This window comes from Rhizobium sp. CIAT894 (assembly GCF_000172795.2).
Classification (GTDB): Bacteria; Pseudomonadota; Alphaproteobacteria; order Rhizobiales; family Rhizobiaceae; genus Rhizobium.
In genome coordinates this window covers 1342893-1367905 of record NZ_CP020947.1, presented here as the reverse complement: position 1 = coordinate 1367905, position 25013 = coordinate 1342893, and the positions used below count along the sequence as shown (strand labels likewise).

Sequence of the window (25013 nt, the reverse complement as noted above, 5' to 3'; positions counted from 1 at the left end):
TGACGATTGGTAATCATCGCTCTTTTGCATCGCATGAAACTTTTTTCCGATCCCTGACGGACCGGGGGATCGCATCAAGGCGATCCCGGGATCACCTTGCGCGCTTAGTAGTCGTCGCTCTTTTCCGGCGGCACCAGGCCTTCGATGCCGGCAAGCAGCTCTTCTTCCGACATCTGGTCGAAAGTGATCGTTTCCGGCAGGTCGTCCTGCTCTTCGCTGTCGGCTGCGGCAACACCGCCGGCGGCGATCATGCTTGCCGGATCGGGCTCGGGCTCGTCGACTTCGACATGCTTCTGCAGCGAATGGATCAGATCTTCCTTGAGGTCATCGGGCGAAAGCGTCTCGTCGGCGATTTCGCGCAGCGCCACGACCGGGTTCTTGTCGTTGTCGCGATCGATGGTGATCGAGGCACCCTGGGAAATCAGCCGGGCGCGGTGGCTGGCGAGCAGAACCAGCTCGAAGCGGTTCTCCACCTTGTCGATGCAATCTTCAACTGTGACACGGGCCATTGCCTGTCCTTTACGGTCGTCATTTCGGGATTAGCACGCCCGATACAATTAAAACCGGGCAAATACAAGTTTTTCATTCCGGCTCCCCTCGTCTTTATCCGCGGCCGAGCTAAATTTCCATGGAGAACGTCACAATTCCACCTATGGTTGCTTGGAATATGCCGAATCGTGCCCTAAATCTCTCATATATGAATAATTGATAAAGTATGGATCAGATCGAAATAGAAACACAAGTGATTGTTTTTATTGAATTTAGCTCCTGCTGATTTCGATTGCTCTCATTGGATTGGTAAGCCATGTTTGACCCACGCGAAAAAATTGCACTCTTCATTGACGGCGCCAACCTCTACGCTGCATCCAAGAGCCTCGGCTTCGACATCGATTACCGCAAGCTCTTGAAAGCATTTCAGAAACGCGGCTATCTCCTGCGCGCCTACTATTATACGGCTCTGATCGAGGATCAGGAATATTCGTCAATCCGGCCTTTGATCGATTGGCTCGACTATAACGGCTACAAGGTCGTCACCAAGCCCGCCAAGGAATTCACAGATTCCATGGGCCGCCGAAAGATCAAGGGCAACATGGACATCGAGCTTGCGATCGACGCCATGGAACAATCGGAAACGGTCGATCATCTCGTGATCTTCTCCGGCGACGGCGACTTCACCAACCTCGTCGAGGCGCTGCAGCGCAGGGGCCGCAAGGTCTCGGTGATCTCGACCATGGCGACCCAGCCGCCGATGATCGCCGACGACCTGCGCCGCCAGGCCGATCATTTCATCGATCTCTTGTCGTTGAAGGCTGAAATCGGTCGCGATCCCGCAGAGCGCGCCCCACGCCAGGCCGAAGTCGCCCCCGCGAGCGACTTCGAGGACTGATCTTTCCGCTTATCTCGAATCGAGCGACAGCAACGCCATGATTGCCGTGCGAAGCGGCAATCGTCAGTCAGCCGATGTGGGTTAGCCATTATCCTTCAGCAGGCGGCTCTTCTGCCGGTTCCAATCGCGTTCCTTCTCCGACTCGCGCTTGTCGTGCAATTTCTTGCCCTTGGCGAGCGCCAGCTCCATCTTCGCCCGGCCGCGGTCGTTGAAATAGATCTTCAGCGGGATCAGCGTCATGCCCTCGCGGTTGACGGCAGAGCGCAAGCGATGGATCTCACGGCCCGACAGCAGCAGCTTGCGGCGGCGGCGCGGTTCGTGATTGAAGCGGTTGGCCTGCAGATATTCCGGCAGGTAGGAATTGATCAGCCAGATTTCGCCGTCCTCATCCGACGCATAGGATTCGGCGATATTGGCTTTGCCCTCGCGCAACGACTTGACCTCGGTGCCCATCAGCACCAGGCCCGCCTCATAGGTATCGATGATCTCGTAGTTGAAGCGGGCCTTGCGGTTTTCGGCCACGACCTTGTTCACCACACGCTGGCTGCCTTTGGGGGCCATGACGACATTCCATTGCTTTAGCGCACCGTCCTTCCCCAATCGGATCGTTTCCTGGGAAGCGCGATGCGCAGACTCAAACTGTTGCGGCATCCCCCGCCCGTCCGAAGACACACGGTGCCGCAGAGCGCGACAAGCCGCGCCCCATTCGTTGCCCTTATGTAAGGGAACGGCCCGGCCTTGTGAAGACGGCCGGTCTTTTCAGTTCAGCAGGCCCGCATGGCGCAGGGCGGCGTCGATCGCCGCTTCCGTTGCCGGCTCCAGCGTCGACAGCAGCGGCGAACGGACGTTGCGGCTCATGCGGCCAAGCCTGGAGAGGCCGTACTTGGCGCCGCAAAGACCCGGTTCCAGGAAGATCGCCTTGTGGAGCGGCATCAGCCGATCCTGATATTCCAGCGCGCTGGCATAGTCGCCTTTCAGCGTCGCCGCCTGGAAATCGGCGCAAAGGCGCGGGGCGACATTGGCCGTGACCGAAATACAGCCGACGCCGCCATGGGCGTTGAAGCCGAGCGCCGTCGCGTCCTCGCCGGATAATTGCCGGAAATCCTTGCCGCAGGTGATGCGCTGTTCGGAGACGCGCTCGATCTTGCCCGTGGCATCCTTGACCCCGACGATATTCCGATGCGCCCTGGCGAGCGCGCCCATCGTTTCCGGGGTCATGTCGACCACCGAGCGGCCGGGGATATTGTAGATATAGATCGGCAGATCGACGGCCTCGGCAATCGCCGAAAAATGCGCGATCAAGCCCTTCTGCGTCGGCTTGTTGTAATAGGGAGTGACGACCAGAACGGCGTCGGCGCCCACTTTTTCGGCATGCTGGGCAAGCTCGATCGCCTCACCTGTATTGTTCGAGCCGGCGCCGGCCATAACGGGAACGCGTTTTGCGGCGACCTCGATGCACAGTTCCACGACCCGCTTGTGCTCGGCATGCGACAGCGTCGGGGATTCGCCCGTGGTGCCGACCGGAACGAGACCGCCGCTGCCTTCCTTGATCTGCCAGTCGACATGCGCAGCGAAGCTGTCTTCGTCGATCAGTCCGCTATCCGTGAAGGGGGTGACGAGGGCGGGAATGGACCCATTGAACATGCGAAGCTCCTCACGACCAAATCCTTGCTTCGGCCGCATTCCATGAATATTTTGCGCACCATAGAGCGCCGAAATCATGGCGACAAGCGCGTAGAGTTCGGTTTAGGGCAAATTCCGATAGCAGATGTGAATGAATTTTACCTGGTACGGTAAGGTTTCGTTAAGATGCCTCTAGCCAAATGGCAGGGCGTGTTTTCGTTGCGAGATCCCGGATGAAGAAAGCTGTCCTGATTCTGTCCGCCTTTGGCTTTATTGCCGCCGCGTGGGGCAGTGTAGCGTCGCCGCTTCCGGGCGAGAGCACGCCCGTGCCCGGCGTCAAGCCGCTCGGCTTCGTTCCCGAAACAGCCATGCCGGAATCGATCACAACAGGCGCCATTCCGCGCAATCCGGCCGTCGCGCCTGTCAACAGCGACCTGAAAGCCGGCCTCGACGCACTGTCCGACAAGAACCCGCAACTGGCGCTGTCGATCCGCGACAGCATGCCCAACGGCACGCTCGACCGCCATATCCTGACCTGGGCGATCGCAGTTTCCGGATTGAAGGGCGTTCCCTCCTATGAAATCGCCAGTGCTTCGCAGGAGCTCAAGAGCTGGCCGGGCCTTTCGCGGCTGCGCGCCTATTCCGAACGCGCGCTCTATGACGAAAACCCCGCCCCATCAGCCGTGCTCGCCGCCTTCGGCGATACCGCGCCGGAGACGATGCAGGGCGCCGTCATCCTCGGCCGGGCGCTGGTTGCCTCAGGCAGGCAAACGCAGGCGGCAAAATATATTCGCAAGGTCTGGCGCGGGGAGGCTCTCGACAAGGCAACCGAGGACAAGATCCTCATCGAATTCTCAGCGCTGTTGACGCCGGCCGATCACAAGGCGCGGATGGACTATCTGATGTATCGCGGCCGCGTGGCGCAGGCCAAGCGCTTCGGCGACATGGGTGAGGCGCAGTCGCTCTACAAGGCCTGGGCCGCCGTCGACGCCAAGGCCGGCAATGCCGGCGCTCTGCTCAACGCTGTCGATGCAAAATGGCGCGGCGATCCCGGATTGCTGTTTGCGCGGATCGAATATCTGCGCAAGCAGGACAAATATGCCGAGGCGGCAGCGCTTTTGGAGCAAATGCCGCCCGAGCGCAGCGAACTCGTCAACTCCGGCGAGTGGTGGAACGAGCAGCGTATCGTCAGCCGTGGTCTGGTCGACCAGGGACAGTTCAAGCCTGCCTATCGCATCGTCGCCAATTACGCCGCAACGAGCCCGACGGATATCGTCGAGGCCGAATTCCATGCCGGATGGTACGCGCTTCGCGGCCTTCAGGATCCGACAACCGCGGAAAAACACTTCCGCAAGATCCTCCAGACATCAAACGGGCCGATCTCGGTTTCCCGCGCCTGGTATTGGCTGGGACGAGCGGCAGAAGCCGGAGGTCCAGGCGAATCCGGCGAATTCTATGCGAAGGCTGCGACCTTCCCCGGCACCTTCTATGGCCAGCTCGCGGCCGAACGGCTGGGCCGAAAGACGCTGAACGTTACCTATCCCGCGCCGAGCACGGCCGACCGGCAACGCTTCCAGGCCCGCGAAGCCGTGCAGGCAATCGCCCGGCTGGAGGCGGCCGGCCATGGATGGCGGGCCGACATTCTCTATCTCGCGCTCGCCGACCAACTGCAGAGCCCCGGTGAACTGGCCGTGCTTGCGGCACAGGCCGAGCAATCCGGCGATCATCATCTGTCGCTGCAGATCGGAAAGATCGCCTATGGACGCGGCATCGATGTCGCAGCGCTCGCCTTTCCGGTCGGCGTCATCCCGGCGAATGCCAATATCTCCGGCTCCGGCAAGGCACTTGCCTATGCCATCGCCCGGCAGGAGAGCGCCTTCAACCCGGCCGCCGTTTCCGCGGCGAATGCGCGGGGATTGCTGCAGCTTCTGCCGGGGACGGCCCAGGCGGTGGCCAAGCGCCACAACATCGCCTACTCGAAAGACAAGCTGACGGCCGACGCCGGTTATAACGCCACGCTCGGCGCTCATTATCTCGGCGAGCAGATCGACGCGTTCGGCGGCTCCTATATCCTCACCTTCATCGCCTATAATGCCGGGCCGAAGCGGGTACCGGAATGGATCGGCCGGTACGGCGATCCGCGTGGCAGATCGATCGACGACATCGTCGACTGGATCGAGCGCATCCCCTTCCCCGAAACGCGGAATTACGTCCAGCGGGTGATGGAGAATTACGAAGTGTACAAGGCTCGCCTCGGCCAGCCGACCGACATCGAGCGCGACCTCATCGGTGGACGCAGCGCGTCCTGAAGCCGTTTGGCGCGGCCGGAAAAGCAGGCTACATCTTCGGGGTCGAACAGATCTCGAGGGATGTGATGCCGGATACTTACGCAAGCGGTTTCCAGGAACGATTTTATACGTCTTCCGATGGACTGAAGCTTTATGCCTGCGACTATAGCCCGAGTGAGGCGGCAACTGCAGGACGGCTGCCGGTCGTCTGCCTGCCCGGCCTGACCCGCAATACGCGGGATTTTCATTCGCTGGCGCTGCTTCTCTCCCAAGACATAACAGCACCGCGCAGGGTGATCGCGCTCGATTCGCGCGGGCGGGGAAACTCGGCATGGGATGAGAACAAGGCAAACTACAATCTCGCCATCGAGGCCGGCGACGTCATTGCCGCCTGCCAGGCGCTCGGCATCGAGCGGGCTGTCTTCATCGGCACCTCCCGGGGCGGGCTGATCCTGCACCTGATCGCGGCGACACGGCCGGATCTTCTCGAAGCCGTGATCCTCAATGATATCGGACCCGTGATCGAAGCCAGGGGGCTGGCGCTGATCCGCGACTACCTCAACGGCGGCAGAAGGCCGGCGGACTGGCGCGAGGCGGTCGATATGCTGCAGGAAAATCATGGCGGGTCGTTTACCGCGCTTTCGAAGCAAGACTGGCGCGAGATGGCGCTTGCCCTCTATCGAGATGTCGGCGGAAGACCGGCGGCCGATTTTGACCCGGCGATCGCCGAAGCGCTGAAATCGATCGATTTCAGCCAGCCGCTGCCCAATCTCTGGGAGCAGTTCGAGAAGCTGAGCCAGTTGCCGCTGATGCTGATCCGCGGTGAAAATACGTCGCTGCTGTCTCAGGAAACCGTCAACGAAATGGCACGGCGGCATTCGAACTTAATCCTTCATGCTGCCGAAGGACAAGGACACGCGCCGCTGCTGCATCTCGGCAATATCCCCGCGGCGATTCGAGCCTTTCTCGCCTCTAGCCGATAATCTTATTGAAGCCAAAGCAGGTCGCATCAAGAGCCCAGCGGCACGTTCGCCATGCGTCGAGAATACAAAAAAAGCCCGGCTCGAGAGCCGGGCTTTCCTGATTGACCGAAGTCAGATCAGATTAGAACGAACGCTGCAGGCGGAAGTAGCCCGTCGTGGAGTCGTCAGAGTCTTCCGGATCGAGGTACTGAACCGAAGCCTTGGCGTAGAAGTTGTCGACGATCTGGTAATCAACCGTCAGACCGACCTTCCAAGCATCGCCATCGGCGAAGTCGCTGCCGCTAACGCCGTAGTTGCTGTAGTACTGAACACCAGGGGTGATCTTGAGCTTGTCGGTTGCCTTGATAGCGTATTCGGCAGCGACAGCCCATTCAGCCGCGTTGTAGTAAGCATTCGGGTTCGTGGAGTAGACAGCGGCGAGGCCGAGCGTGCCCGGACCAACGTCAACCGTACCCATTGCGCGAACAGCGCCTTCTTCGTTGTCGGTGTCGTAACCGGCAGTGATCTGGTAGCTGAATGCGCCAGCCTTGCCGCCGAGACCAACAGCAACGCCCCAGTTGTTGGCGGTTTCGCCATCATAGAACGGGCTGTCTTCCAGTTCGTCGACGCTGATACCAGCGTAGAAGTCGCCGGTTTCATACTGATAACGCAGCGAGTTGTGCAGCGTGACCGGCGAGCCGATGTCGTCGGTTTCGCCGGAGAGGCCGTCGTCCCACCAGCTGTAGAACAGACCAGCGCGGAAGCCGGCGATGTCGAGGTAAGCGGAGTCGAGGGCGGCGCTCTGGTCACTAGCGTTGTCAGCATTGAACTGCATGACGATGACGCCGGTCAGCGGACCATACTCGGTGTCGCTCTTGGCCGTGAACTGAACCTGACCGCGGGTCTTGGCATCCCAATCCGAGTCGTTGCTGGCCGAGCCGTTGAGCGGCTGATCACCAATGTCGACCTGGAAACGGATGTAGCCTTCGATCTTGAGGCAGGTTTCGGTGCCCGGGATGTAGAAGTAGCCGGTGCCGTAAGCGTCGCAGACGCGAACATATTCAACCGGTTCCGGCTCGGCAGCAACGATAGCGTCAGCAGCCTGAGCACCGGAAACTACTGCGAGAGCAGCAGCGGAGCCGAGAAGAAGGCTCTTGATGTTCATAAATGACCTCCAATTCAAAGTTTCGATCGGGTTTGGGATCTTTCGCTGAGCAGCGTTCCCTGCCCCATCCCCGTGTTTCAAGAAGTGGACGATCAGCCGCCCTTGCTTCCGATGCTGAAAATACAAGACCGAAGCCGTCACGCAATCACCAACTTACTCGGATGGGTGATTTGAGACAGCCTTCCCGACATCCTGTTGCTGAAAGGACACAAGTTGGGCAACCGGCCTCGATTTCCTTTATGCTTTGTTAAGAAAACGCTGATTTTGCCGCCGCTTAGCGGAGGCCAGCAAAGAATTGGACAGGCGTCTCGCAACACATTCGAGACACTTTTTTGACCAAGTCAGGCTCTTGCGGGGGATATCATCACTGCCGGAAGCGTAACCGGGCGGTCACCGATCCGCTTTCGCCGGCTGCCGGGGCACGACGGCAGGATGTGATTCCCGCAGGCGATTCTCTCGATTCGACGCGGAGGAGATTTTTCTCATCGTGCGGCCATGAGGCATAGCCGAACGGCGCTCGCGCGGCATAGCCCATTCAACGAAGACGATTCGCTGTCGGCAACGAAGAGCGGCGCAGGTTGGAAAAATCGGGATGGCGGAGAAGATGGGATTCGAACCCACGATACGCTTTTGACGTATACTCCCTTAGCAGGGGAGCGCCTTCGACCACTCGGCCACCTCTCCGGTGCGGCCTAACTATGGTGACCGGTCTGTGAATGCAAGGGCTTTTTCAGTTTTCACCAGAAGAAATGCAACGGGGCGGCATTTCGGCAGGCCCAAGCAAACCGAGGGCATTTCCTGTCACGATCCGGGAATTTGATCGTGCTTCGTTCTCTTCGATGAGGAAGCCGGGCTTTCCGCCCGGCGCCTGACAGGCGCGGCAAGCCCGGTGGGGCATTGCCGCCGGCAGCAATGCGCTGCGGGGACCGGGTTTGAACTCAGCCGAGCAGGCTTTTGAGGTCGGCAGAGGGGTCGGCGAGAATCGCTCTGTCGGGGTTGATTCCGGATTCCAGCAGCTTCTTGCCGGTCACATAGGCCTTCGCGTCGTTGATCGCGTCGACGGCGATCAGCAGGCCTTGCCGGAAATACCAGACCGAATGGGCGCCTTCGCGGGCGCCGGGGCGCAGCAGCGTTTCGTCATAACCGAGATTGAAGCCGGCGATCTGCAGCTTGACATCATACTGATCGGACCAGAACCACGGCTTCGGATCATAGGGCTCGCTGCCGCCGGCGATGACGGCTGCCGCCGCTTCGGCCTGGTCGACGGCGTTCTGCACCGATTCGAGCCTGATGCGGCCACCCTGCCAGGGAAGGGCCGCGCAATCGCCGGCGGCAAAGATCGCCGGATCGGAGGTGCGGGCGAATTCGTCGACGACAATGCCGTTGGCGACGTCGAGGCCGGCTTCCTTGGCGAGCTGGTCATTCGGCACGACGCCGATGCCGACGACGGCAAAGTCGATGTCGATGACCGATCCGTCGGAAAGTGCGGCGCCGGTGACGCGGCCATCCTTGCCGACCAGATGCTTGAGTCCGGTTTTCTCGCGGATCACCACGTCGTGGGACTCATGGATTCCGCGCATGATGTCGGCGGTTTCCTTCGCCGCGACGCGCTGCAGGATGCGGTCGGCCATCTCGATGACGGTGACCTCAAGGCCGCGGTAGCGGGCGACGGCTGCCGCCTCGAGGCCGATATAACCGCCGCCGATGATGAGGACGCGGCGACCGGGGCGCATTTCGTCAGCGAGAAGATCGGCATCGCGCTTGTCGCGGGCGACATAAACGCCGTCGAGATCGCCGCCGATTGCGGCCGGCAGCCGGCGCGGCGTCGAGCCGGTGGCGAGCGCCAGCGTACCATAGTCGAGAACGGAGCCGTCCTGCAGCAGAACCTGCTTGCTGTCCGGCTTGATCTGCTCGGCCCATGTGGAAAGGCGAAGGTCGACATCATTGTCGCCATACCAGTGCTGGTCGCGGAACAGCAAACGGTCGAAGGCCATTTCGCCGAGCAGGTATTTCTTCGAAAGCGGCGGGCGCTGATAAGGGGCCACGTCTTCGGCGCCGATAAGAGTGATCGGGCGCGTATCCTTCAACGCCCGCAGCTTGGCCGCCAATGCGAAACCAGCCTGCCCCGCGCCGATGATCACCAGTCTATCCGTCACGATCTCACTCCTGAAACGAGGCTCGACACTCATGCCAAGGCCTATCCCCTGCCCTATGCGCCGTCAACGGGAAGCAGCTTCTTACCTTCAGCCGATCTCGATCCAGCGACGCTCGTGGAAGGACTGTGCCATGGCATGCACCGACTTCTCTATCCTGAGACCGTCTTTAAATGTCACGATCGACGACGGCTCGCCCGATATTGCCCGGATCAGCTCGCGGCATTCGATGATCTTCAGATCGTTGAAGCCGAGGCCGTGGCCGGGCGCCGGGATGAAGCGATCATAAGGCCGATGGGCGGGTGCCGCCAGTATCTTGCGGAAGCCCTGTTCGGAACCGCGACCCTCGGCCTGATAAAGTTCGAATTCGTTCATCCGCTCCTGGTCGTAGACGATCGAGCCCTTCGAACCGTAAATCTGCAGGGCGATGCGGCCTTTGCGGCCCCAGGCGGCGCGATTCGCCATCAAGACGGCGGAGATGCCGCCGCCAAGCCGCATCAGCACATTGGCGCCATCGTGGTTTTCGACGGCGCGGCGGCCACCTTCGTTGAGCGGGCGGTCGGCATAGGGCCTGACCATGTCTGTAATGACAGCCTCGACGTGGCCGAACAGATACCAGAGCAGCGACAGCGGATGCACGGCGAAATCGTCGAGCGCGCCATAACCGGCGGCAAGCTCGCTCTTCCAGTAAAAGAAGACATCGGGATCGGCCATGAAATCCTCGTCCATCTCGACGCGGATATGATTGACCGTGCCGATGGCGCCCTCGCCAACAAGCGTCTTGATGTGCCGCATCACGGGATTCTGGATGTAATTATAACCGAGAGCGGCCACCTTGCCGGAACCCCTCGCCGTTTCCAGCATGCGCTCGGCATCGGCATAGGCCGGCGCCATCGGCTTTTCGCACCAGACATGTTTGCCGGCTTGAAGCGCTGCGATCGCCATTTCGGGGTGGAACTGATTGGGCGTGGTGACGGAGACGACATCGACCTCCGAGTCGGCGATCAGCGCCCGCCAGTCGGCGGTTGCCTTCTCGAAGCCGAATTCGGAGGCGCGCGCTTCGGCAAGCGCGGCATTGGCCTCGGCAAGATGGACGAGACGCGGACGCTCGACATCGCCGAACACAGTCTTCACTGCATTCCATGCCAGCGCATGGCACTTGCCCATATAACCGGTGCCGATCAAACCGATGCCGAGTGGCTTCATTTTCGTCTCCTCCTGGAACTGCGGCCGGATTTTTGGAATATTTGGATCATTTTGACAAGAGACCCCTAGACGGGCATTTTCACGCTCTTCCCGGAAAATTGTTTAAAAGCCTTGAATTACAGGCAATTAAAAACAATTAGGCGCACCGTTCAAAATCGTCTATGCTCGACAATATGGAATATTTGTTTCATCTCGTGAGCCGCAAGCATGGATAATGATCCCCAGAGGCAGGTGCGTGTGCCGCGCGATTTCGAAAGCCTGCGCAGCACCATCATCGAGCGTAAGGCGAACATGCCGAAGCGGCTGGCCCAGGTCGCCGCCTTCGCGCTCGGCAATCCCGACGAGATCGCCTTCGGCACGACGGCAAGCATCGCGGCTGCCTCCGACGTGCAGCCCTCGACGCTGGTGCGCCTGGCACATCATCTGGGTTACGAAGGTTTCTCGGACCTGCAGAGCATTTTCCGCGAAAGACTGCGCGACAGGACGCTGAGCTATGAAGAACGGCTCGTCACGCTGGAGCAGGCAAGCGGCGACGACGAGGACGCCAATCTGCTTTCCGGCTTCATTGCCGCGGCCAGCCAGTCGGTCAACCGGCTGGCGGCGACGGTGCAGAGCGATACGTTCACCAAAGCGGTGAATATCCTTGCCGGCGCCGAGACGATCTATCTGATCGCCAAACGGCGCTCCTACCCGCTGACGGCGCACATGACGTACGCTTTTTCCAAGCTCAACATCCGCCACCAGATCGTCGCCTCGCCGAACGGCGTCGACCCTGAGATGGTGCAGTTCGCAACGCCCAGGGATGCGGCGATCGCCGCGAGCTTCTCGCCCTATGCGGCCGACAGCCTCAGCCAGAGCCAGGAGCTTGCCGACCGCGGCGTCCCCATCATCGCCATCACCGATTCGGCCTTCTCGCCGCTCGCCGCCTGCGCCACGCACTGGTTCGAAGTGGCCGAGGCCGATTTTGCCGGCTTCCGCTCGCTGTCGGCCTCGATGGCGCTGACCATGGCGCTGCCGGTCGCCATCGCCGAACGGCGCCGAAAGCGTCAGCATTCAAAAGCTGGAAAAGCCAAAATGGAATAAACATTCCGAATTGACAAAATATCGGAACCGATGTTTCATTATTGAAAATTCGCAGGCACTGGAAGCCGCGCAAAATCTAGCGGGAGGACATCATGGTACAATCGAATCCGGGATCACAGCCGGAGCCGGCGCTTGATGTAATCACCATCGGCCGTTCCTCGGTCGATCTTTACGGTCAGCAGATCGGTTCGCGGCTGGAGGACATCGGCTCCTTTGCCAAATCCGTCGGCGGCTGCCCGGCCAATATCGCCATCGGCACGGCGCGACTCGGCCTCAAATCCGGTCTCATCACCCGCGTCGGCGACGAGCAGATGGGACGCTTCATCCGCGAGCAGTCGGCGCGCGAAGGCGTGGCGACGCAAGGCATCGTCACCGACAAGGAACGGCTGACGGCACTGGTGCTGCTGGCGGTCGAGGCCGAAGGCGTGTCGCCGATGATCTTCTACCGGTCGGATTGTGCCGACATGGCGCTCGATGAAGGCGATATCGACGAAGATTTCATCAAGTCATCGCGCGCCGTTCTCGTTTCCGGCACGCATTTTTCGCGACCGAACACCGAGGCCGCGCAGCGCAAGGCGATCCGCATCGCCAAGGCAAACGGCCGCAAGGTGATCTTCGACATCGACTACCGGCCGAACCTCTGGGGCCTTGCCGGCCATGCCGAAGGCTTCGAACGCTACGTGAAATCCGACCGGGTTTCCTCGAAGATGAAAGAAACGCTGCCGGATTGCGATCTCATCGTCGGCACCGAAGAGGAAATCCTGATCGCATCAGGCGCCGACGACGTGCTCGGCGCACTGAAGGAGATTCGCCGCCTGTCGCCGGCGACGATCGTGCTCAAGCGCGGCGCCATGGGCTGCATCGTCTATGACGGCCCGATCGCCGACGACCTCGAAGCCGGCATCATCGGTCAGGGTTTCCCGATCGAAGTCTTCAATGTGCTCGGCGCCGGCGATGCCTTCATGTCCGGCTTCCTGCGCGGCTTTCTGCGCGACGAGCCGCTGAAGACCTGCGCCACCTGGGCCAATGCCTGCGGCGCCTTCGCCGTTTCCCGCCTGCTCTGCTCGCCGGAATATCCGACCTGGGCGGAACTCGACTTCTTCCTGAAAAACGGCAGCAAGCATCGGGCATTGCGCAAAGACGAGGCGATCAACCATATCCATTGGGCATCGACGCGTCGCGGCGAAGTCCCGCTTCTGATGGCGCTGGCGATCGACCACCGCTCGCAGCTCGTCAGCGTTGCCGATGAACTCGGCGTCGGCCACGACAAGATCGTCGCTTTCAAACGTCTGGCGGTTGCCGCAGCGGCGCGGGTTTCGAACGGCCGCGACGGCTACGGCATGCTGATCGACGAACGTTTCGGCCGCGACGCCTTCTTCGATGCGGCGACGAAGAATTTTTCCTGGATCGGCCGGCCGGTAGAGCTGCCGGGCTCGAAGCCGCTGCGCTTCGAATTCAGCCAGGATATCGGCTCGCAGCTTGTGGAATGGCCACTCGGCCATTGCATCAAGTGCCTGTGCTTCTATCATCCCGACGACCCCGCCGAATTGAAGACGGAACAGCAGGAAAAGCTGCGCACGCTGTTCGAGGCGTCCCGCAAGGTCGGCCGCGAGTTGCTGGTGGAGATCATCGCCGGCAAGAACGGACCGCTCACCGACGACACGATTTCGACGGCGCTGGAAGAGCTCTATGCGCTCGGCATCAAGCCGGACTGGTGGAAGCTCGAGCCGCAGGCATCGACTGCAGCCTGGAAGAAGATCGATGCAGTGATCGCCAAGAATGATCCATGGTGCCGCGGTATCGTGCTGCTCGGCCTCGAGGCACCCGCCGACGAGCTGATCTCCTGCTTCGAGGCGACGCTGGCGGCCCCCTCGGTGAAGGGCTTTGCCGTCGGCCGGACGATCTTTGCCGACCCGGCGCGGGCCTGGCTTTCGGGGACAATGAACGACGAGGAGGCGATCGCCGACATGGCCGGCCGCTTCCGGCAATTGACGGAAGCCTGGCTGAAGACGCGTGGACTTCAGTAGGATATAAATTAGACCCCTCCCCAACCCCTCCCCACAAGGGGGAGGGACTTAAGTTGAGGCATCGCTTTACGCCCCAAACGAGCTGTCTTGCGGACGCAAGGTTGCGGTGAAATGCGGCGAGCCCCACGAGTTGGCCCCTCCCCCTTGTGGGGAGGGGTTGGGGAGGGGAAACCAACGAGAGCGAAGATTGCGGGAGGCCCCGATGGGCAAGACGATACGGTTGACGATGGCGCAGGCCGTCGCGCATTTCCTCAAAAAGCAGATGACTGTTGTCGACGGCAAGAAAGTGCCGATCTTCGGCGGCGTCTGGGCGATCTTCGGTCACGGCAACGTCGCTGGCATCGGCGAGGCGCTCTATCAGGTGCGTGGCGAATTGACGACCTATCGCGCCCATAACGAACAGGGCATGGCGCATGCCGCCATCGCCTATGCCAAGGCGAATTTCCGCACGCGCTTCATGGCCTGCACCACCTCGATCGGCCCCGGCGCGCTGAACATGGTGACGGCCGCCGGTGTCGCGCATGTCAACCGCATTCCCGTTCTCTTCCTGCCGGGCGACGTCTTCGCCAACCGCGCGCCGGATCCGGTGCTGCAGCAGATCGAGGATTTCGGCGACGGCACGGTTTCGGCCAATGACGCCTTCCGTTCGGTTTCGCGCTATTTCGACCGCATTACCCGGCCCGAACAGATCATCACGGCGCTGAAGCGCGCCATGCAGGTGCTGACCGATCCGCTGGATTGCGGCCCGGTGACCTTGTCGCTCTGCCAGGACGTCCAGGCCGAAGCCTATGATTATCCGGAGAGCCTGTTTGACGAAAAAGTCTGGGCGACCCGCCGGCCGCAGCCGGATGCGGACGAGCTGGCCAATGCCATCGCACTGATCAAGGCATCTCAAAAGCCGGTGATCGTTGCCGGCGGCGGCGTCCTTTATTCGCAGGCAACGAAGGAGCTCGCTGCCTTTGCCGAAGCCCATGCCATCCCGGTCGTCGTCACCCAGGCCGGCAAGTCGTCGATTAACGAGACTCATCCGCTGGCGCTCGGCTCGGTCGGCGTCACCGGCACGTCGGCGGCGAATGCGATCGCCGAAGAGACGGATCTCGTCATCGCCGTCGGCACCCGCTGCCAGGATTTCACCACCGGCTCCTGGGCGCTGTTCAAGAACGACAGCCTGAAGATGGTCGGCCTCAATATTGCCGCCTATGACGCGGTCAAGCACGACAGCTATCCCGTGGTTGCCGATGCCCGCGAAGGGCTGAAGGCGCTTTCAGCAGGGCTTTCCGGCTGGAAGGCGCCGGCGGCACTCGCCGAAAAAGCCGCGGCCGAGAAGAAGATCTGGATGGAGGCCGCCGCCAAGGCGATGGCGGCGACCAATGCCGCCCTGCCCTCCGACGCACAGGTGATCGGCGCGGTAGCGCGCACGATCGGCGACGACAATACGACGGTTCTTTGCGCTGCGGGCGGCCTTCCCGGCGAATTGCACAAGCTCTGGCCGGCAACGACGCCCGGCAGCTATCACATGGAATACGGCTTTTCCTGCATGGGCTACGAGATCGCCGGCGGGCTCGGTGCCAAGATGGCGCATCCCGAACGCGATGTCGTCGTCATGGTCGGCGACGGTTCCTACATGATGATGAATTCCGAGATCGCCACCTCGGTCATGCTTGGCCTCAAGCTCAACATCGTCCTGCTCGACAATCGCGGCTATGGCTGCATCAACCGCTTGCAGATGGGAACCGGCGGTGCCAACTTCAACAATCTGCTCAAGGACTCCTATCACGAGGTGATGCCGGAAATCGATTTCCGTGCGCATGCCGAGAGCATGGGTGCGATCGCCGTCAAGGTCGGCTCGATCGCCGAGCTGGAGCAGGCAATTGTTGATTCGAAGAAGAACGACCGTACCTCGGTCTTCGTCATCGACACCGATCCGCTCATCACCACGGAGGCCGGCGGCCACTGGTGGGATGTGGCGGTGCCTGAGGTCAGCCCGCGCGGTGAGGTCAACGCAGCGCGCAAGGGCTACCTAGAAGCACGCGCCGCCCAGCGCATCGGCTAATCTTTTGCCATTTTTTTCGGAAGAGCGTCCCGGCTCTTCCGCAATATTTTCAAGGAGAATGTGATGAAGGCCAAACTCGGCATGTCGCCCATCGCCTGGTGGAACGACGATCTTCCGGAACTCAGCGACGATGTGTCCCTCGAGGAATGCCTGCGGCAGTCGCGCAGCGCCGGTTTCACCGGCATGGAGCAAGGGCGCCGTTTCCCCAGCAATCCCGAAGAGATGCTGCCTATCCTGCGCGCCGCCGACGTGACGCTGTGCGGTGGCTGGTTCTCCGGCACGCTCGTCAATGAGGAGCTTGCGGCCAACAAGGATCGCATCGCTCCGATGATCGAGCTGTTCAAGGCGGTCAATGCGCCGTGCATCGTCTATGGCGAAGTCGGCCGCTCCATCCAGGGAGACCGTTCCAAGCCGCTCGCCACCAAGCCACGCCTCTCCGACGACGAGATGAAGGCCTATGGGCGCCGCGTCACCGAGTTCGGCGAATGGTGCGCCGAGCAGGGCATGCCGCTCTCCTACCACCACCATATGGCAGCCGTGGTCGAAACCGAGCCGGAACTCGACGCCTTCATGCGCTCTTCGGGTGCAGGCATTCCGCTGCTGCTCGATGCCGGACATCTCGCCTTTGCCGGCGGCGATGTGCTACGCGCCATCGGGAACCACCACGCCCGCATCAATCACGTCCACGTCAAGGATATCCGTAAGTCCGTGGTCGACGGGCTCGACCGCAGCCGTCAGTCCTTCCTCGACGCGGTGGCGCTCGGCGCCTTCACGGTACCGGGCGACGGCTCGCTCGATTTCGGCGCTATCGTCCAGCGGCTGGCCGATTACGGCTATGAAGGCTGGTTCGTCGTCGAGGCCGAACAGGATCCTCGCAAGGCGCCGCCGCAGAAAATGGCCGAGATCGGCCATGCGGAATTGATGCGGGTCATGACGGCCGCGGGTTATACGGTCGAGACCGAAGGTTTCCCGAAGGGATAACGGAAAAGAAAACCCCTCCCCAACCCCTCCCCACAAGGGGGAGGGACTTAACTTGAGGCACCGCCCTGCTCCAGACAGCCGCCACCTTGCGAAAGGAACGCTGCAATATGGGTGAGACAGCGCCGCAGATTAAGCCCCTCCCCCTTGTGGGGAGGGGTTTGGGGAGGGGAATTTCAACGTACGAGGAGAACCACCAATGCCAAACCTCAAGGTGAAACCATCCGGCACGCATGGCCGTGTGACGCATGTCACCCCGGAGAATGCCGGCTGGACCTATGTCGGCTTCGATCTGCATAGGGTCAAACCCGGCGAGACGGTTTCGGGAGAGACCGGCGACCGGGAAGTCTGCCTCGTCTGGGTGACTGGCAAGGGCAAGGCATCGTCCGGATCCCGGGATTTCGGCACGCTCGGCGAGCGCATGACCCCATTCGACGGTGCGCCGCATGCGCTCTACATCCCGATGAGCTCGACCTGGTCGGTGACGGCGGAGACCGATCTGGAGCTCGCCGTTTGCTCGGCGCCCGGCGGCGGCACCTATGAGGCGAAGGCGATTCCGCCCGGCACGCATCCGCAGCTGACGCGCGGCAAGGGCACCAATGTGCGCTACGTCAACAATATCATGCCTGAGGACGACAGCTCGGCGCATTCACTGCTCGTCGTCGAGGTGATCACCCCGGGCGGCCATACATCCTCCTATCCGCCGCACAAGCACGACCAGGACGACCTGCCGAACGAGAGCTTCCTGGAAGAGACCTATTACCACCGCCTCAACCCGCCGCAGGGCTTCGGTTTCCAGCGCGTCTACACCGACGATCGCTCGCTCGACGAAGCGATGGCGATCGAGGACGGCGACGTGACGCTGGTCCCGAAGGGTTATCACCCCTGCGCGGCCTGCCATGGTTACGATCTTTATTACCTCAACGTCATGGCCGGACCGAAGCGGATCTGGAAATTCCACAATGCCGCCGAGCACGAGTGGCTGGTGAAGGCGTAACGGTCTCGTTCGATCGCTAAATAATCTGACAGCGCCAAGCCGCCGCTGATGGTTCACTGCCTCCATCTAAAACACGGATGGAGGAACACCATGTACAGTTCGAAAACTACAATCCCGACCCGGACAATTCGCTCTTCGCGCCCTATCCATTCCGGCCTGCTTCTTGCCGTCATCACGGCAGCACGCTGGCTGGTGCGCAAGATGAACGAGCGACGCAACTGCAATGCGCTGATGGAGCTCTCCGACGCGCAACTGAAGGATATCGGCCTTTCCAGGGGGCAGACCGAAAGCGACGTTCACGTCTATAGTCGCAGCTGAAATACAGGCATCAGTTGTGATATTATGCCCGGGCCGTCTCGTGGCGGCCTCTGACCCGGAACATACCATGTCGCAGCTTTCAACTGCACCGCTCCTGAAAACGAAGATGGTCACCATTCGCGATATCGTCTGCAACGGCGAGTGCCGCCATAAGAGCGACGAGGAATGCGCCCATAGGACAAGCCTCGTCTACCCTTATCGCGGCGTCTTCATGCGGCATGTCGGCCGCAATGACACGGTGGCCGAAGCCAATCAGGTGCTGTTCTTCAATGCCGGCCAGGGATATCGCATCAGTCATCCGATCGAGGGCGGCGACGCCTGCATCGATCTGGCAATCGATGAGGCCATGCTCGAAGAGCTCGCGCCGAAAGAACAGGTGCAGCCGGGCCCGGCCTTTTCCTTCCGTCGCCAGCGCCGGCGAATCGATCCGCGCGCACAGGCGCTGGTCGCGCTGCTGCGGCACGGTCTGAGCCGCAATGTCGCCGAAACGCTGGAGGCGGAAACATTGGCGCTGACGCTGGTGCGCCGCTCGCTCGGCGAGCGCACATCGCATGCTGCAGGCGCCAGCGCCGGCCGGCAGAAACTCGTCGACCGGGCAAAGCTGGTGCTTGCCTCCGATCTCGCCCGGCGCTGGACGCTCGGAGAGATCGCCGCCGAAGTGGGCGTCTCGCCGGTTTATCTCACCCAGGTTTTCCAACAGGTCGAGGCCACACCGCTTTACCGCTATCAGTTGCGGCTGCGGCTTGCCCGCGCCCTCGACCTGCTCGGCCAGTACGAGGATCTGACCGCGCTCGGCCTCGATCTCGGCTTTTCCAGCCACAGCCATTTCAGCGCTTCGTTCAAACAGGCCTTCGGACAGAGCCCTGGCGAATTCCAGCGCGCGGCGCAATTGCGACGCCGGTGAGGTCGATCGCTAAAGATTTCGACAGCGGCAATGCGGTCTTCGATGATTTTATGAGCCTGTCCCGATCCGGGGACGGTCAATCGGAGGATCATCCAATGAAGAAGACGACGTGCGCTGCCTGCGACTGCGAACTCGGCGCGGAAACCATCACCGTCAAACTCGGCGGCAAGACCGTCGAAGTCTGCTGCCAGGAATGCGCCGAGGCGCTGAACGAAGCGGAAGCCGCGACGTCGGCCGCTGCGACAGGCAGGGAATAGACGGTATCTGCAAAGCCACAGATGAACCGACCCCGAGGTTGGTGTCCAACTTTCGGGGTCGGTTCTTGGAGAGCACGGCCTTTCAGACCGGAAGAAGCCCGTAGCGCCAGCCGCGGCGTCTGGCGTTCTGCGACAGCACCAGCAAGGCAAGGACGACCATGCCTGCCTCGGCGAAGACCGGCACCATCCAGATCCCCTGCTCACCGAACACAAAAGGCAGCAGGAAGGTGAGCGGCAGGGTGAGCAGATAGGGCCGTGACAGGCCGAAGATCGCCGCGCGCGGCGCATCGCCGATCGACTGGAAATAGGACGACAGAATCAGCATCTGCCCGAAGAGGAAATAGGCGCCGATCGTCCAGGGCAGAATTCGCCTGACCTCGGCCGTTACGGCGGGGTCGGCGACGAAGACGGCGCCGAGGCGGCCGGCCGTGAGCTCGACGGCGATCTCCACCAGCGTGCAATAGACAAGCGCTGCAAGCATGGCGATCTGCAGGCTGCGACCGACGCGAAGCTTGAAGCCGGCGCCGTGATTGTTGCCGGCGATCGTCTGCAGGGCGATGCTGAGGCCGAGCAGCGGCAGATAGGTGAAGGTCATGATCCGGGTGATGATGCCGTAGGCGGCCACCGTCGCGGTATGATCATGCGTGCTCCAGAGCGAGACGTTGATCAGAATGGCGGCCGATGCCAGCGATATGCCGATGAAGCCGAGGCTCATCGGCGCGCCGAAAACGAAGATGCCGCGCCACTCGGCAAGGGCGGCTCCCCGGGAAGGCCTGAGTGCCGCCGGCCGGCGCCAACGGTAGACCAGCACCGCTGCAAGGCAGACGAATTGCGATGCGATGGAGCCGGCCGCCGAGCCGAGCACACCCCAATGCATCACCGCCATGAACAGCCAGTTGGCGAGGATGTTCAGCAGCGAGGCCGACAGCGTCACCAGCGTCATGAACCCGATCTTGCCTTCGCAGCGCAACCCGTCGAGATGCAGCGACAGGAAGAAGCAGACCGGTGCAAAGGCGATCATCGCGCCCATGAACAGCATCGCGCCATCGGCTACCGCGGCGTTGCCCGCAGCACCGGCATCGATAATCTGCCGGCCAGCGCTCCAATAGAGCATGTTGAGGATCAGGGTGACGGCCAGCGCCAGCGTGTGGGCGCCGGCAAATAGCCTGGCCGCGCCCTGGCAATCGCCTGCCCCGAGCCGGCGGGCGAGGATGCTCGCCATGCCGTTCGAAACGAGCGACTGCAGGGCGATCAACAGCATCAGCCCGGGGAAAATCAGGCTGACGGCCGAAAGCGCATCGGGGCCGACATAGGCGCCGAGGAAATAGGCGTCGACGACGGTGAAGAGGCCGTTGACGGTGGTGATCGCGATGATCGGCGCCGCCGTTTTGATGAAGACGCCCGGCAGCCAGCCGGTAAGAAAGACGTTGCCTTTGGAAAGATCGGTCATGGAAAGTCCGTGCGATGTCGAGCGACGTCCGATCCGGCTGGAAATCATGCGGATACGGATCGTCGCGAAGAAATGGAAGAAATTAGAGATCGAGCACCAGATGCGGCACGCCGTTCGAGGTCTTCCGCGGCGACACGCCATCAGCATCGATCTGCGCGCTCACACGCCGGCGAAAGGCCGAAAAGCTGTCGAAGGTGACGACATCCACCGGCTCGTCGAAATGGATGGTGATCCGCTGGAGATCGCCACCCGGCAGGGCCGAAAGCGTGAGAATTTCGCCGGTGAACGGCTGATTGAGATAACGGCCGCGAATATGGGCGCCGACGAAGAGCTGCGTCTTCGGACCGGTATTCGGCTTTGCCGCAAGGGCCGCAAGCGTGTTCCAGTCGCGCGCGCCGTGCTGGCGGGCAATCAGTTCCAGGGCCCCACTGTGCGTCAGCGCGGTGCCGCGGTCGTTCATCGCCTGGCGCAGGCGCTTGGCCTGGGCCTTCAATTCGTCAATGGCAGGATAAGTCGTCGTCATGGAGTAAAGCCTTCGCAAGGCATGCTCTTCGACTGTGGATGGGGGCCCGCATTGCCGTCAGTCAGCATGCACAAGAGGCCGTGACCATGATCGCGAGGGCTTCACCATGGATTTTCATCCGCGAGCGGCCGGTGCCTCGAACCGGCCTTTGTATGCGCGAACGTCGCCGCCGTGTCAAGAATGGCGCAAGTGCGCGGGGAATGAACAAATTTGGGGCAAATCTGCACGAAATCGGTGCGATTTTCCTGCAAGTCTGACAGAAGCGGTCAATCTTATCGATGTTGTTAAGCTGCCATCAGCATTCTTCAGCTAATGTCCTGTCGTGGAATAAGCGGAGGCTAAAAGGGCCTTTCAGATGCACCTCGACACAGAACACCCCAAGCCGGAACGTGCTTACAGGGAATTCAATCTCGACAGGCCGGGCAACATCATCTTCGTCGGCCACCATCTCAGCACCGGAACGCAGGTGCGCTGCCTGATCCGCACGATCACACTCGCCGGCGCACTGCTTGAAGTCAGCCCGAACCTGGATATGCCGAGCCATTTCTTCCTTGAAATCCTCGGCATCCATGACGAGATCGGCGCAACCATGGTCAAGCGCGAAGGCGAATTGGTGACGATCGGCTTCAACATGCTGCTCAATCCGGAATTCCTGCACCACGTTCTGCGACTGAGCTTCGAAACCTGAGGCTCTTTTCCATCCGTGAGCTGTCAGCGTGCAGCGCACCCGACACGAAAAACGCGGGCCGTCAATCCGCGTTCCCCGGTTGCGCAAACGGCCTCAGGCCGCGAGATGCCGCTCGATCTCATCGACCGGCATATTGGTGTAGTCCTTCGCCAATTCCGCTGATATCGCCGCCTGCGTGTCGGCGCTGAGTACCGGACGTATTGCGCCTAGCGCCTTCGGCGGCGCAACGAGGATAATACCGGGGGCGTCCTTTTCTTGCGCCAGTTCGTCCAGCCTTTCCGCCACGTGTTGCAGAAATTGGACTTCGGCCTGATCGTGCCAATCAGTCTCTTCGACGGCGCTGCGGCTGAAGCCGTCGGCGGTATGGCTGCGGCCGGGTTTGTCGGCGCCGAGTTCGCGATCGGGCTCATTCGGCTGCGTCAGGGTTTCCAGCACCTTCAGGTTCATCAGCGTGGCATCGCCGGCATTCCTCATGATCAGAGCCTTGGCTCCATTGCAGACCACCACCCATGATTTCCAAGGGATCTTGACGTCGGTCATATCAACTCCTCGCTGTCGTCGTTTGAAGCGCGCCCTGCTTCATCGATGAAGGCACAACGCCCGGCCATTGAAAGAGTTCGGGAAAATTGCGGCAAAATCGATCGGCCAGCGACCAAGCCGGCACTTTCTATTTGTTCTTTGCCGCCGCGGTAATTGTGCTTGCCGCGTTGCAGGCCCTGTCGCCACCGCCTTTCTCCATGGTGCCATTCCGGGACTGGCGGCCTATGGCACGTACGACGTCACCAACCTAGCCGCTGGCCACTTTCATGGGCCTTGTCGAGATGATCTGCGGCACCTTGCTGACGGCGCTGACCGCCGGCGGCGGATGTCTCGCCGCCAGAAATTTCGGCTGAACCGAGACTTCGGAATGAAGGACCGCGTCCCGATAATGAACATCGGGGCGTCCCGCTTGGGAACAAAGTTTGAACTCGTTAAAATTGTAATTTTATCGTTGACGAATGTGCAAAACATTCATGTGACCTTGATTGGGATCGATATCCGCTTGATCGTGATCGACCGCCGCTCATCATCAAGACCTGCTTGCTATGATTAAACCCCAAATGCGTCCTGACTGACGGAGAATGTGAATGTCTATGCTCCGCGCCACACACCTTGCCACGGTCAAGTCCGCTGTCTACGACATGCGCTGGGAAGAGTTCAGCGTCAAGCGGCCAGCCCGCATCGTCGCCGTCCGGCCGTGCCTCACCGGCGTCTCCATGCGAAGCGCCGAGATCATCGATATTTCGCAGGGCGGCGCCACGTTCATCGTGTCCACCACCGCCGGTCTGCCGAAACATTATTATCTCAACATTCTCGGCCTCGCCTATCGGATCGGCTGCGCCGAGGTCTACCGCCACAAAGAACGCATCGGCGTGCGGTTCATCAACATCATGGACCCTGAGGTTCTGCGCCGCGTCGTCCGCACCGACTTCCTCGTCGGCAATATGGAAGCGATCGCCGCCCGGCGCGCGCCGATCTTCCGCGCGTGAACAGCGCGGCAATAGGCTGCCGCACCGTTCCTTAAATCGGAGCCGGCGTCTTTGCGTCTGAAAGGACGCGCGGCGCCGTCGCTGCGGAAATAATCTTGCTTGCGTTGGTCGTGCCCGGGCCTATTGTTTCGCCAATTGTCACGATATCCGGGAAACCGCCGTCGCATGTCCGCATTTTCGCGCTTCACCCCGCTTGCCAGCGCCCTGCCCTCCACAGTCCCCTTCGTCGGTCCCGAGGCCATCGAGCGCCAGCGCGGACTTGCCGTTTCGGCGCGCATCGGCGCCAATGAGAACGGCTTCGGTCCCGCCCCTTCGGTCTTTGCGGCGATGCGCGAAGAGGCCGGCAATATCTGGAAATACAATGACCCGGAGAATTTCGCGCTGAGGCAAGCACTTGGCGCTCATCTCGGCGTGGCCGCCGCCAATATTGCCATCGGCGGCGGTATCGACGAACTGCTCGGCCAGATCGTCCGGCTGGTGATCGAGCCTGGAGCGCTCGTCGTCACCTCGCTCGGCGCCTATCCGACCTTCAACTTCCATGTCGCCGGTTTCGGCGGCCGCCTGGTGAGCGTTCCCTACGTCAACAACCGCGAGGATCTCGACGGCCTGCTCGATGCGGTCAAGCGAGAGAAGGCGCCGCTCGTCTATTTCGCCAATCCCGACAATCCGATGGGAAGCTGGTGGGATGCCGAGAGGATCGTCGCTTTCGCCCGGGCGCTGCCCGAGACAACGCTGCTGGTGCTCGACGAGGCCTATAGCGAAACCGGGCCGGCAGGGTCGCTGCCGTCGATCGCCTCGCTGATCGAGCTGCCGAACGTCGTCCGCACCCGCACCTTCTCCAAGGCCTACGGACTTGCCGGCGCACGCATCGGCTACGTGATCTCGACAGCAGGCACGGCGCAGGCCTTCGACAAGATCCGCAATCATTTCGGCATGAACCGGCTGGCGACGGCGGCAGCGCTCGCCGCCCTCAAGGACCAGGCCTATCTCGTCGAGGTGGTCGGGAAGATCCACGCGGCGCGGGAACGGATCGGCGGTATCGCCCGGGCGAACGGTCTTCAGCCCCTGGCCTCGGCGACGAATTTCGTGGCAATCGATGCCGGCCATGACGGCGCTTACGCACGTGCGATCGTCGACGGGCTGATGGAACGCGGCGTCTTCATCCGCATGCCTGGCGTGGCGCCGCTCAACCGCTGCATCCGCGTCAGCGTCGGGCCGGAAGCGGATATGGCGCTTCTCGAAGACGCGCTGCCGCAGGTGCTGAAACAGATCGGCTGATGGAGCAGGATGCCGAAAAGTGTCAGCGGTTTTCGGGCGACGTCATGCTCTCACTCTTTAAAGTAAAACAGCAAGAGCCGCGGCCGGTGGAGGATCCGGTCGCGGTTCTCTTCTCCCGGCGCCGGCCGCGTCCAAAGCGTCCCG

23 protein-coding genes, 1 tRNA gene and 1 pseudogene are annotated in these 25013 nt (G+C 61.4%); 15 read left to right on the top strand and 10 right to left on the bottom strand.

From position 1 onward, the window contains the following. Positions 1 to 104: 104 nt before the first annotated feature. Positions 105 to 509, bottom strand: coding sequence for a DNA-directed RNA polymerase subunit omega (gene rpoZ, locus RHEC894_RS06800; protein ID WP_003574261.1), 405 nt, complete (start codon positions 507 to 509; stop codon positions 105 to 107). A gap of 296 nt (positions 510 to 805) precedes the next feature. On the opposite strand from rpoZ, the gene RHEC894_RS06795 reads away from it, so the two are divergent. Beyond that, the gene (locus tag RHEC894_RS06795) at positions 806 to 1387 is read left to right on the top strand and encodes an NYN domain-containing protein (protein ID WP_010065637.1); all 582 of its coding nucleotides are present in this window, start codon (positions 806 to 808) and stop codon (positions 1385 to 1387) included. Between the two features lie 81 nt (positions 1388 to 1468). Here RHEC894_RS06795 and smpB read toward each other — a convergent pair whose 3' ends face one another. Next, a complete protein-coding gene (gene smpB / locus RHEC894_RS06790) occupies positions 1469 to 1948 on the bottom strand; it encodes an SsrA-binding protein SmpB (RefSeq protein WP_085736719.1) in 480 nt (159 codons plus the stop codon). A gap of 198 nt (positions 1949 to 2146) precedes the next feature. Further along, positions 2147 to 3031: a 4-hydroxy-tetrahydrodipicolinate synthase gene (gene dapA, locus RHEC894_RS06785; RefSeq protein ID WP_085738885.1), complete on the bottom strand. Its 885-nt coding sequence runs from the start codon at positions 3029 to 3031 to the stop codon at positions 2147 to 2149. A gap of 212 nt (positions 3032 to 3243) precedes the next feature. Between dapA and RHEC894_RS06780 the strand changes: the two genes are divergently transcribed. Then, positions 3244 to 5319: a lytic transglycosylase domain-containing protein gene (locus RHEC894_RS06780; RefSeq protein WP_085736718.1), complete on the top strand. Its 2076-nt coding sequence runs from the start codon at positions 3244 to 3246 to the stop codon at positions 5317 to 5319. A 65-nt stretch (positions 5320 to 5384) separates the two neighbouring features. Beyond that, the gene (locus RHEC894_RS06775; protein ID WP_085736717.1) at positions 5385 to 6281 is read left to right on the top strand and encodes an alpha/beta hydrolase; all 897 of its coding nucleotides are present in this window, start codon (positions 5385 to 5387) and stop codon (positions 6279 to 6281) included. 121 nt (positions 6282 to 6402) lie between these two features. Here the strand turns inward: RHEC894_RS06775 and RHEC894_RS06770 are convergent, their stop codons facing one another. The 4 genes from RHEC894_RS06770 to RHEC894_RS06755 all read right to left on the bottom strand — a co-directional run bounded on the left by RHEC894_RS06770 (position 6403) and on the right by RHEC894_RS06755 (position 10784). After that, a complete protein-coding gene (locus RHEC894_RS06770; RefSeq protein WP_085736716.1) occupies positions 6403 to 7425 on the bottom strand; it encodes a porin in 1023 nt (340 codons plus the stop codon). 593 nt (positions 7426 to 8018) lie between these two features. Next, a tRNA-Ser gene (locus RHEC894_RS06765) sits at positions 8019 to 8109 on the bottom strand. A gap of 254 nt (positions 8110 to 8363) precedes the next feature. Beyond that, a complete protein-coding gene (locus RHEC894_RS06760; protein WP_085738884.1) occupies positions 8364 to 9581 on the bottom strand; it encodes an FAD-dependent oxidoreductase in 1218 nt (405 codons plus the stop codon). 87 nt (positions 9582 to 9668) lie between these two features. Next, the gene (locus tag RHEC894_RS06755; RefSeq protein WP_085736715.1) at positions 9669 to 10784 is read right to left on the bottom strand and encodes a Gfo/Idh/MocA family oxidoreductase; all 1116 of its coding nucleotides are present in this window, start codon (positions 10782 to 10784) and stop codon (positions 9669 to 9671) included. A 207-nt stretch (positions 10785 to 10991) separates the two neighbouring features. Between RHEC894_RS06755 and RHEC894_RS06750 the strand changes: the two genes are divergently transcribed. The 8 genes from RHEC894_RS06750 to RHEC894_RS32885 all read left to right on the top strand — a co-directional run bounded on the left by RHEC894_RS06750 (position 10992) and on the right by RHEC894_RS32885 (position 19401). After that, positions 10992 to 11867: a MurR/RpiR family transcriptional regulator gene (locus tag RHEC894_RS06750; protein ID WP_049733856.1), complete on the top strand. Its 876-nt coding sequence runs from the start codon at positions 10992 to 10994 to the stop codon at positions 11865 to 11867. Between the two features lie 92 nt (positions 11868 to 11959). Continuing rightward, complete coding sequence (gene iolC / locus RHEC894_RS06745) at positions 11960 to 13894, top strand: 5-dehydro-2-deoxygluconokinase (protein WP_085736714.1); 1935 nt, start codon at positions 11960 to 11962, stop codon at positions 13892 to 13894. 202 nt (positions 13895 to 14096) lie between these two features. Beyond that, positions 14097 to 15947, top strand: coding sequence for a 3D-(3,5/4)-trihydroxycyclohexane-1,2-dione acylhydrolase (decyclizing) (iolD, locus tag RHEC894_RS06740; RefSeq protein WP_085736713.1), 1851 nt, complete (start codon positions 14097 to 14099; stop codon positions 15945 to 15947). A gap of 63 nt (positions 15948 to 16010) precedes the next feature. Continuing rightward, positions 16011 to 16928 carry a myo-inosose-2 dehydratase gene (iolE, locus tag RHEC894_RS06735; protein WP_085736712.1) on the top strand — a complete coding sequence of 306 codons (918 nt, stop codon included), beginning with the start codon at positions 16011 to 16013 and terminating at the stop codon, positions 16926 to 16928. A gap of 196 nt (positions 16929 to 17124) precedes the next feature. After that, entirely contained in the window at positions 17125 to 17922 is a 798-nt protein-coding gene (gene iolB / locus RHEC894_RS06730) for a 5-deoxy-glucuronate isomerase (protein WP_085736711.1), read from the top strand. A 90-nt stretch (positions 17923 to 18012) separates the two neighbouring features. After that, complete coding sequence (locus tag RHEC894_RS06725) at positions 18013 to 18240, top strand: DUF1127 domain-containing protein (protein WP_085736710.1); 228 nt, start codon at positions 18013 to 18015, stop codon at positions 18238 to 18240. Between the two features lie 67 nt (positions 18241 to 18307). After that, positions 18308 to 19144: a helix-turn-helix domain-containing protein gene (locus tag RHEC894_RS06720; RefSeq protein WP_085736709.1), complete on the top strand. Its 837-nt coding sequence runs from the start codon at positions 18308 to 18310 to the stop codon at positions 19142 to 19144. Positions 19145 to 19239: 95 nt separating this feature from the next. Continuing rightward, the gene (locus RHEC894_RS32885) at positions 19240 to 19401 is read left to right on the top strand and encodes a hypothetical protein (protein ID WP_164517670.1); all 162 of its coding nucleotides are present in this window, start codon (positions 19240 to 19242) and stop codon (positions 19399 to 19401) included. 82 nt (positions 19402 to 19483) lie between these two features. Here the strand turns inward: RHEC894_RS32885 and RHEC894_RS06710 are convergent, their stop codons facing one another. Together RHEC894_RS06710 and RHEC894_RS06705 are read right to left on the bottom strand one after the other, a co-directional pair. After that, the gene (locus tag RHEC894_RS06710) at positions 19484 to 20851 is read right to left on the bottom strand and encodes an MATE family efflux transporter (RefSeq protein ID WP_085736707.1); all 1368 of its coding nucleotides are present in this window, start codon (positions 20849 to 20851) and stop codon (positions 19484 to 19486) included. Between the two features lie 82 nt (positions 20852 to 20933). Further along, positions 20934 to 21374 carry a glyoxalase superfamily protein gene (locus RHEC894_RS06705; RefSeq protein WP_085736706.1) on the bottom strand — a complete coding sequence of 147 codons (441 nt, stop codon included), beginning with the start codon at positions 21372 to 21374 and terminating at the stop codon, positions 20934 to 20936. Between the two features lie 355 nt (positions 21375 to 21729). On the opposite strand from RHEC894_RS06705, the gene RHEC894_RS06695 reads away from it, so the two are divergent. Next, on the top strand, positions 21730 to 22062 hold the full coding sequence (locus tag RHEC894_RS06695) for a hypothetical protein (protein WP_010067041.1): 333 nt from the start codon (positions 21730 to 21732) through the stop codon (positions 22060 to 22062). 93 nt (positions 22063 to 22155) lie between these two features. Here the strand turns inward: RHEC894_RS06695 and RHEC894_RS06690 are convergent, their stop codons facing one another. Next, a complete protein-coding gene (locus tag RHEC894_RS06690) occupies positions 22156 to 22602 on the bottom strand; it encodes a host attachment family protein (RefSeq protein ID WP_085736704.1) in 447 nt (148 codons plus the stop codon). A 125-nt stretch (positions 22603 to 22727) separates the two neighbouring features. Here RHEC894_RS06690 and RHEC894_RS33885 point away from each other — a divergent pair. From RHEC894_RS33885 to RHEC894_RS06670, 3 genes and pseudogenes are all read left to right on the top strand, one after another. After that, positions 22728 to 22955 (top strand): annotated as a pseudogene (locus RHEC894_RS33885) (DUF2177 family protein); the annotation flags it as partial. 234 nt (positions 22956 to 23189) lie between these two features. Next, positions 23190 to 23591: a pilus assembly protein PilZ gene (locus RHEC894_RS06675; protein ID WP_085736702.1), complete on the top strand. Its 402-nt coding sequence runs from the start codon at positions 23190 to 23192 to the stop codon at positions 23589 to 23591. A 165-nt stretch (positions 23592 to 23756) separates the two neighbouring features. Continuing rightward, complete coding sequence (locus tag RHEC894_RS06670) at positions 23757 to 24869, top strand: pyridoxal phosphate-dependent aminotransferase (protein WP_085736701.1); 1113 nt, start codon at positions 23757 to 23759, stop codon at positions 24867 to 24869. Positions 24870 to 25013 lie beyond the last annotated feature (144 nt).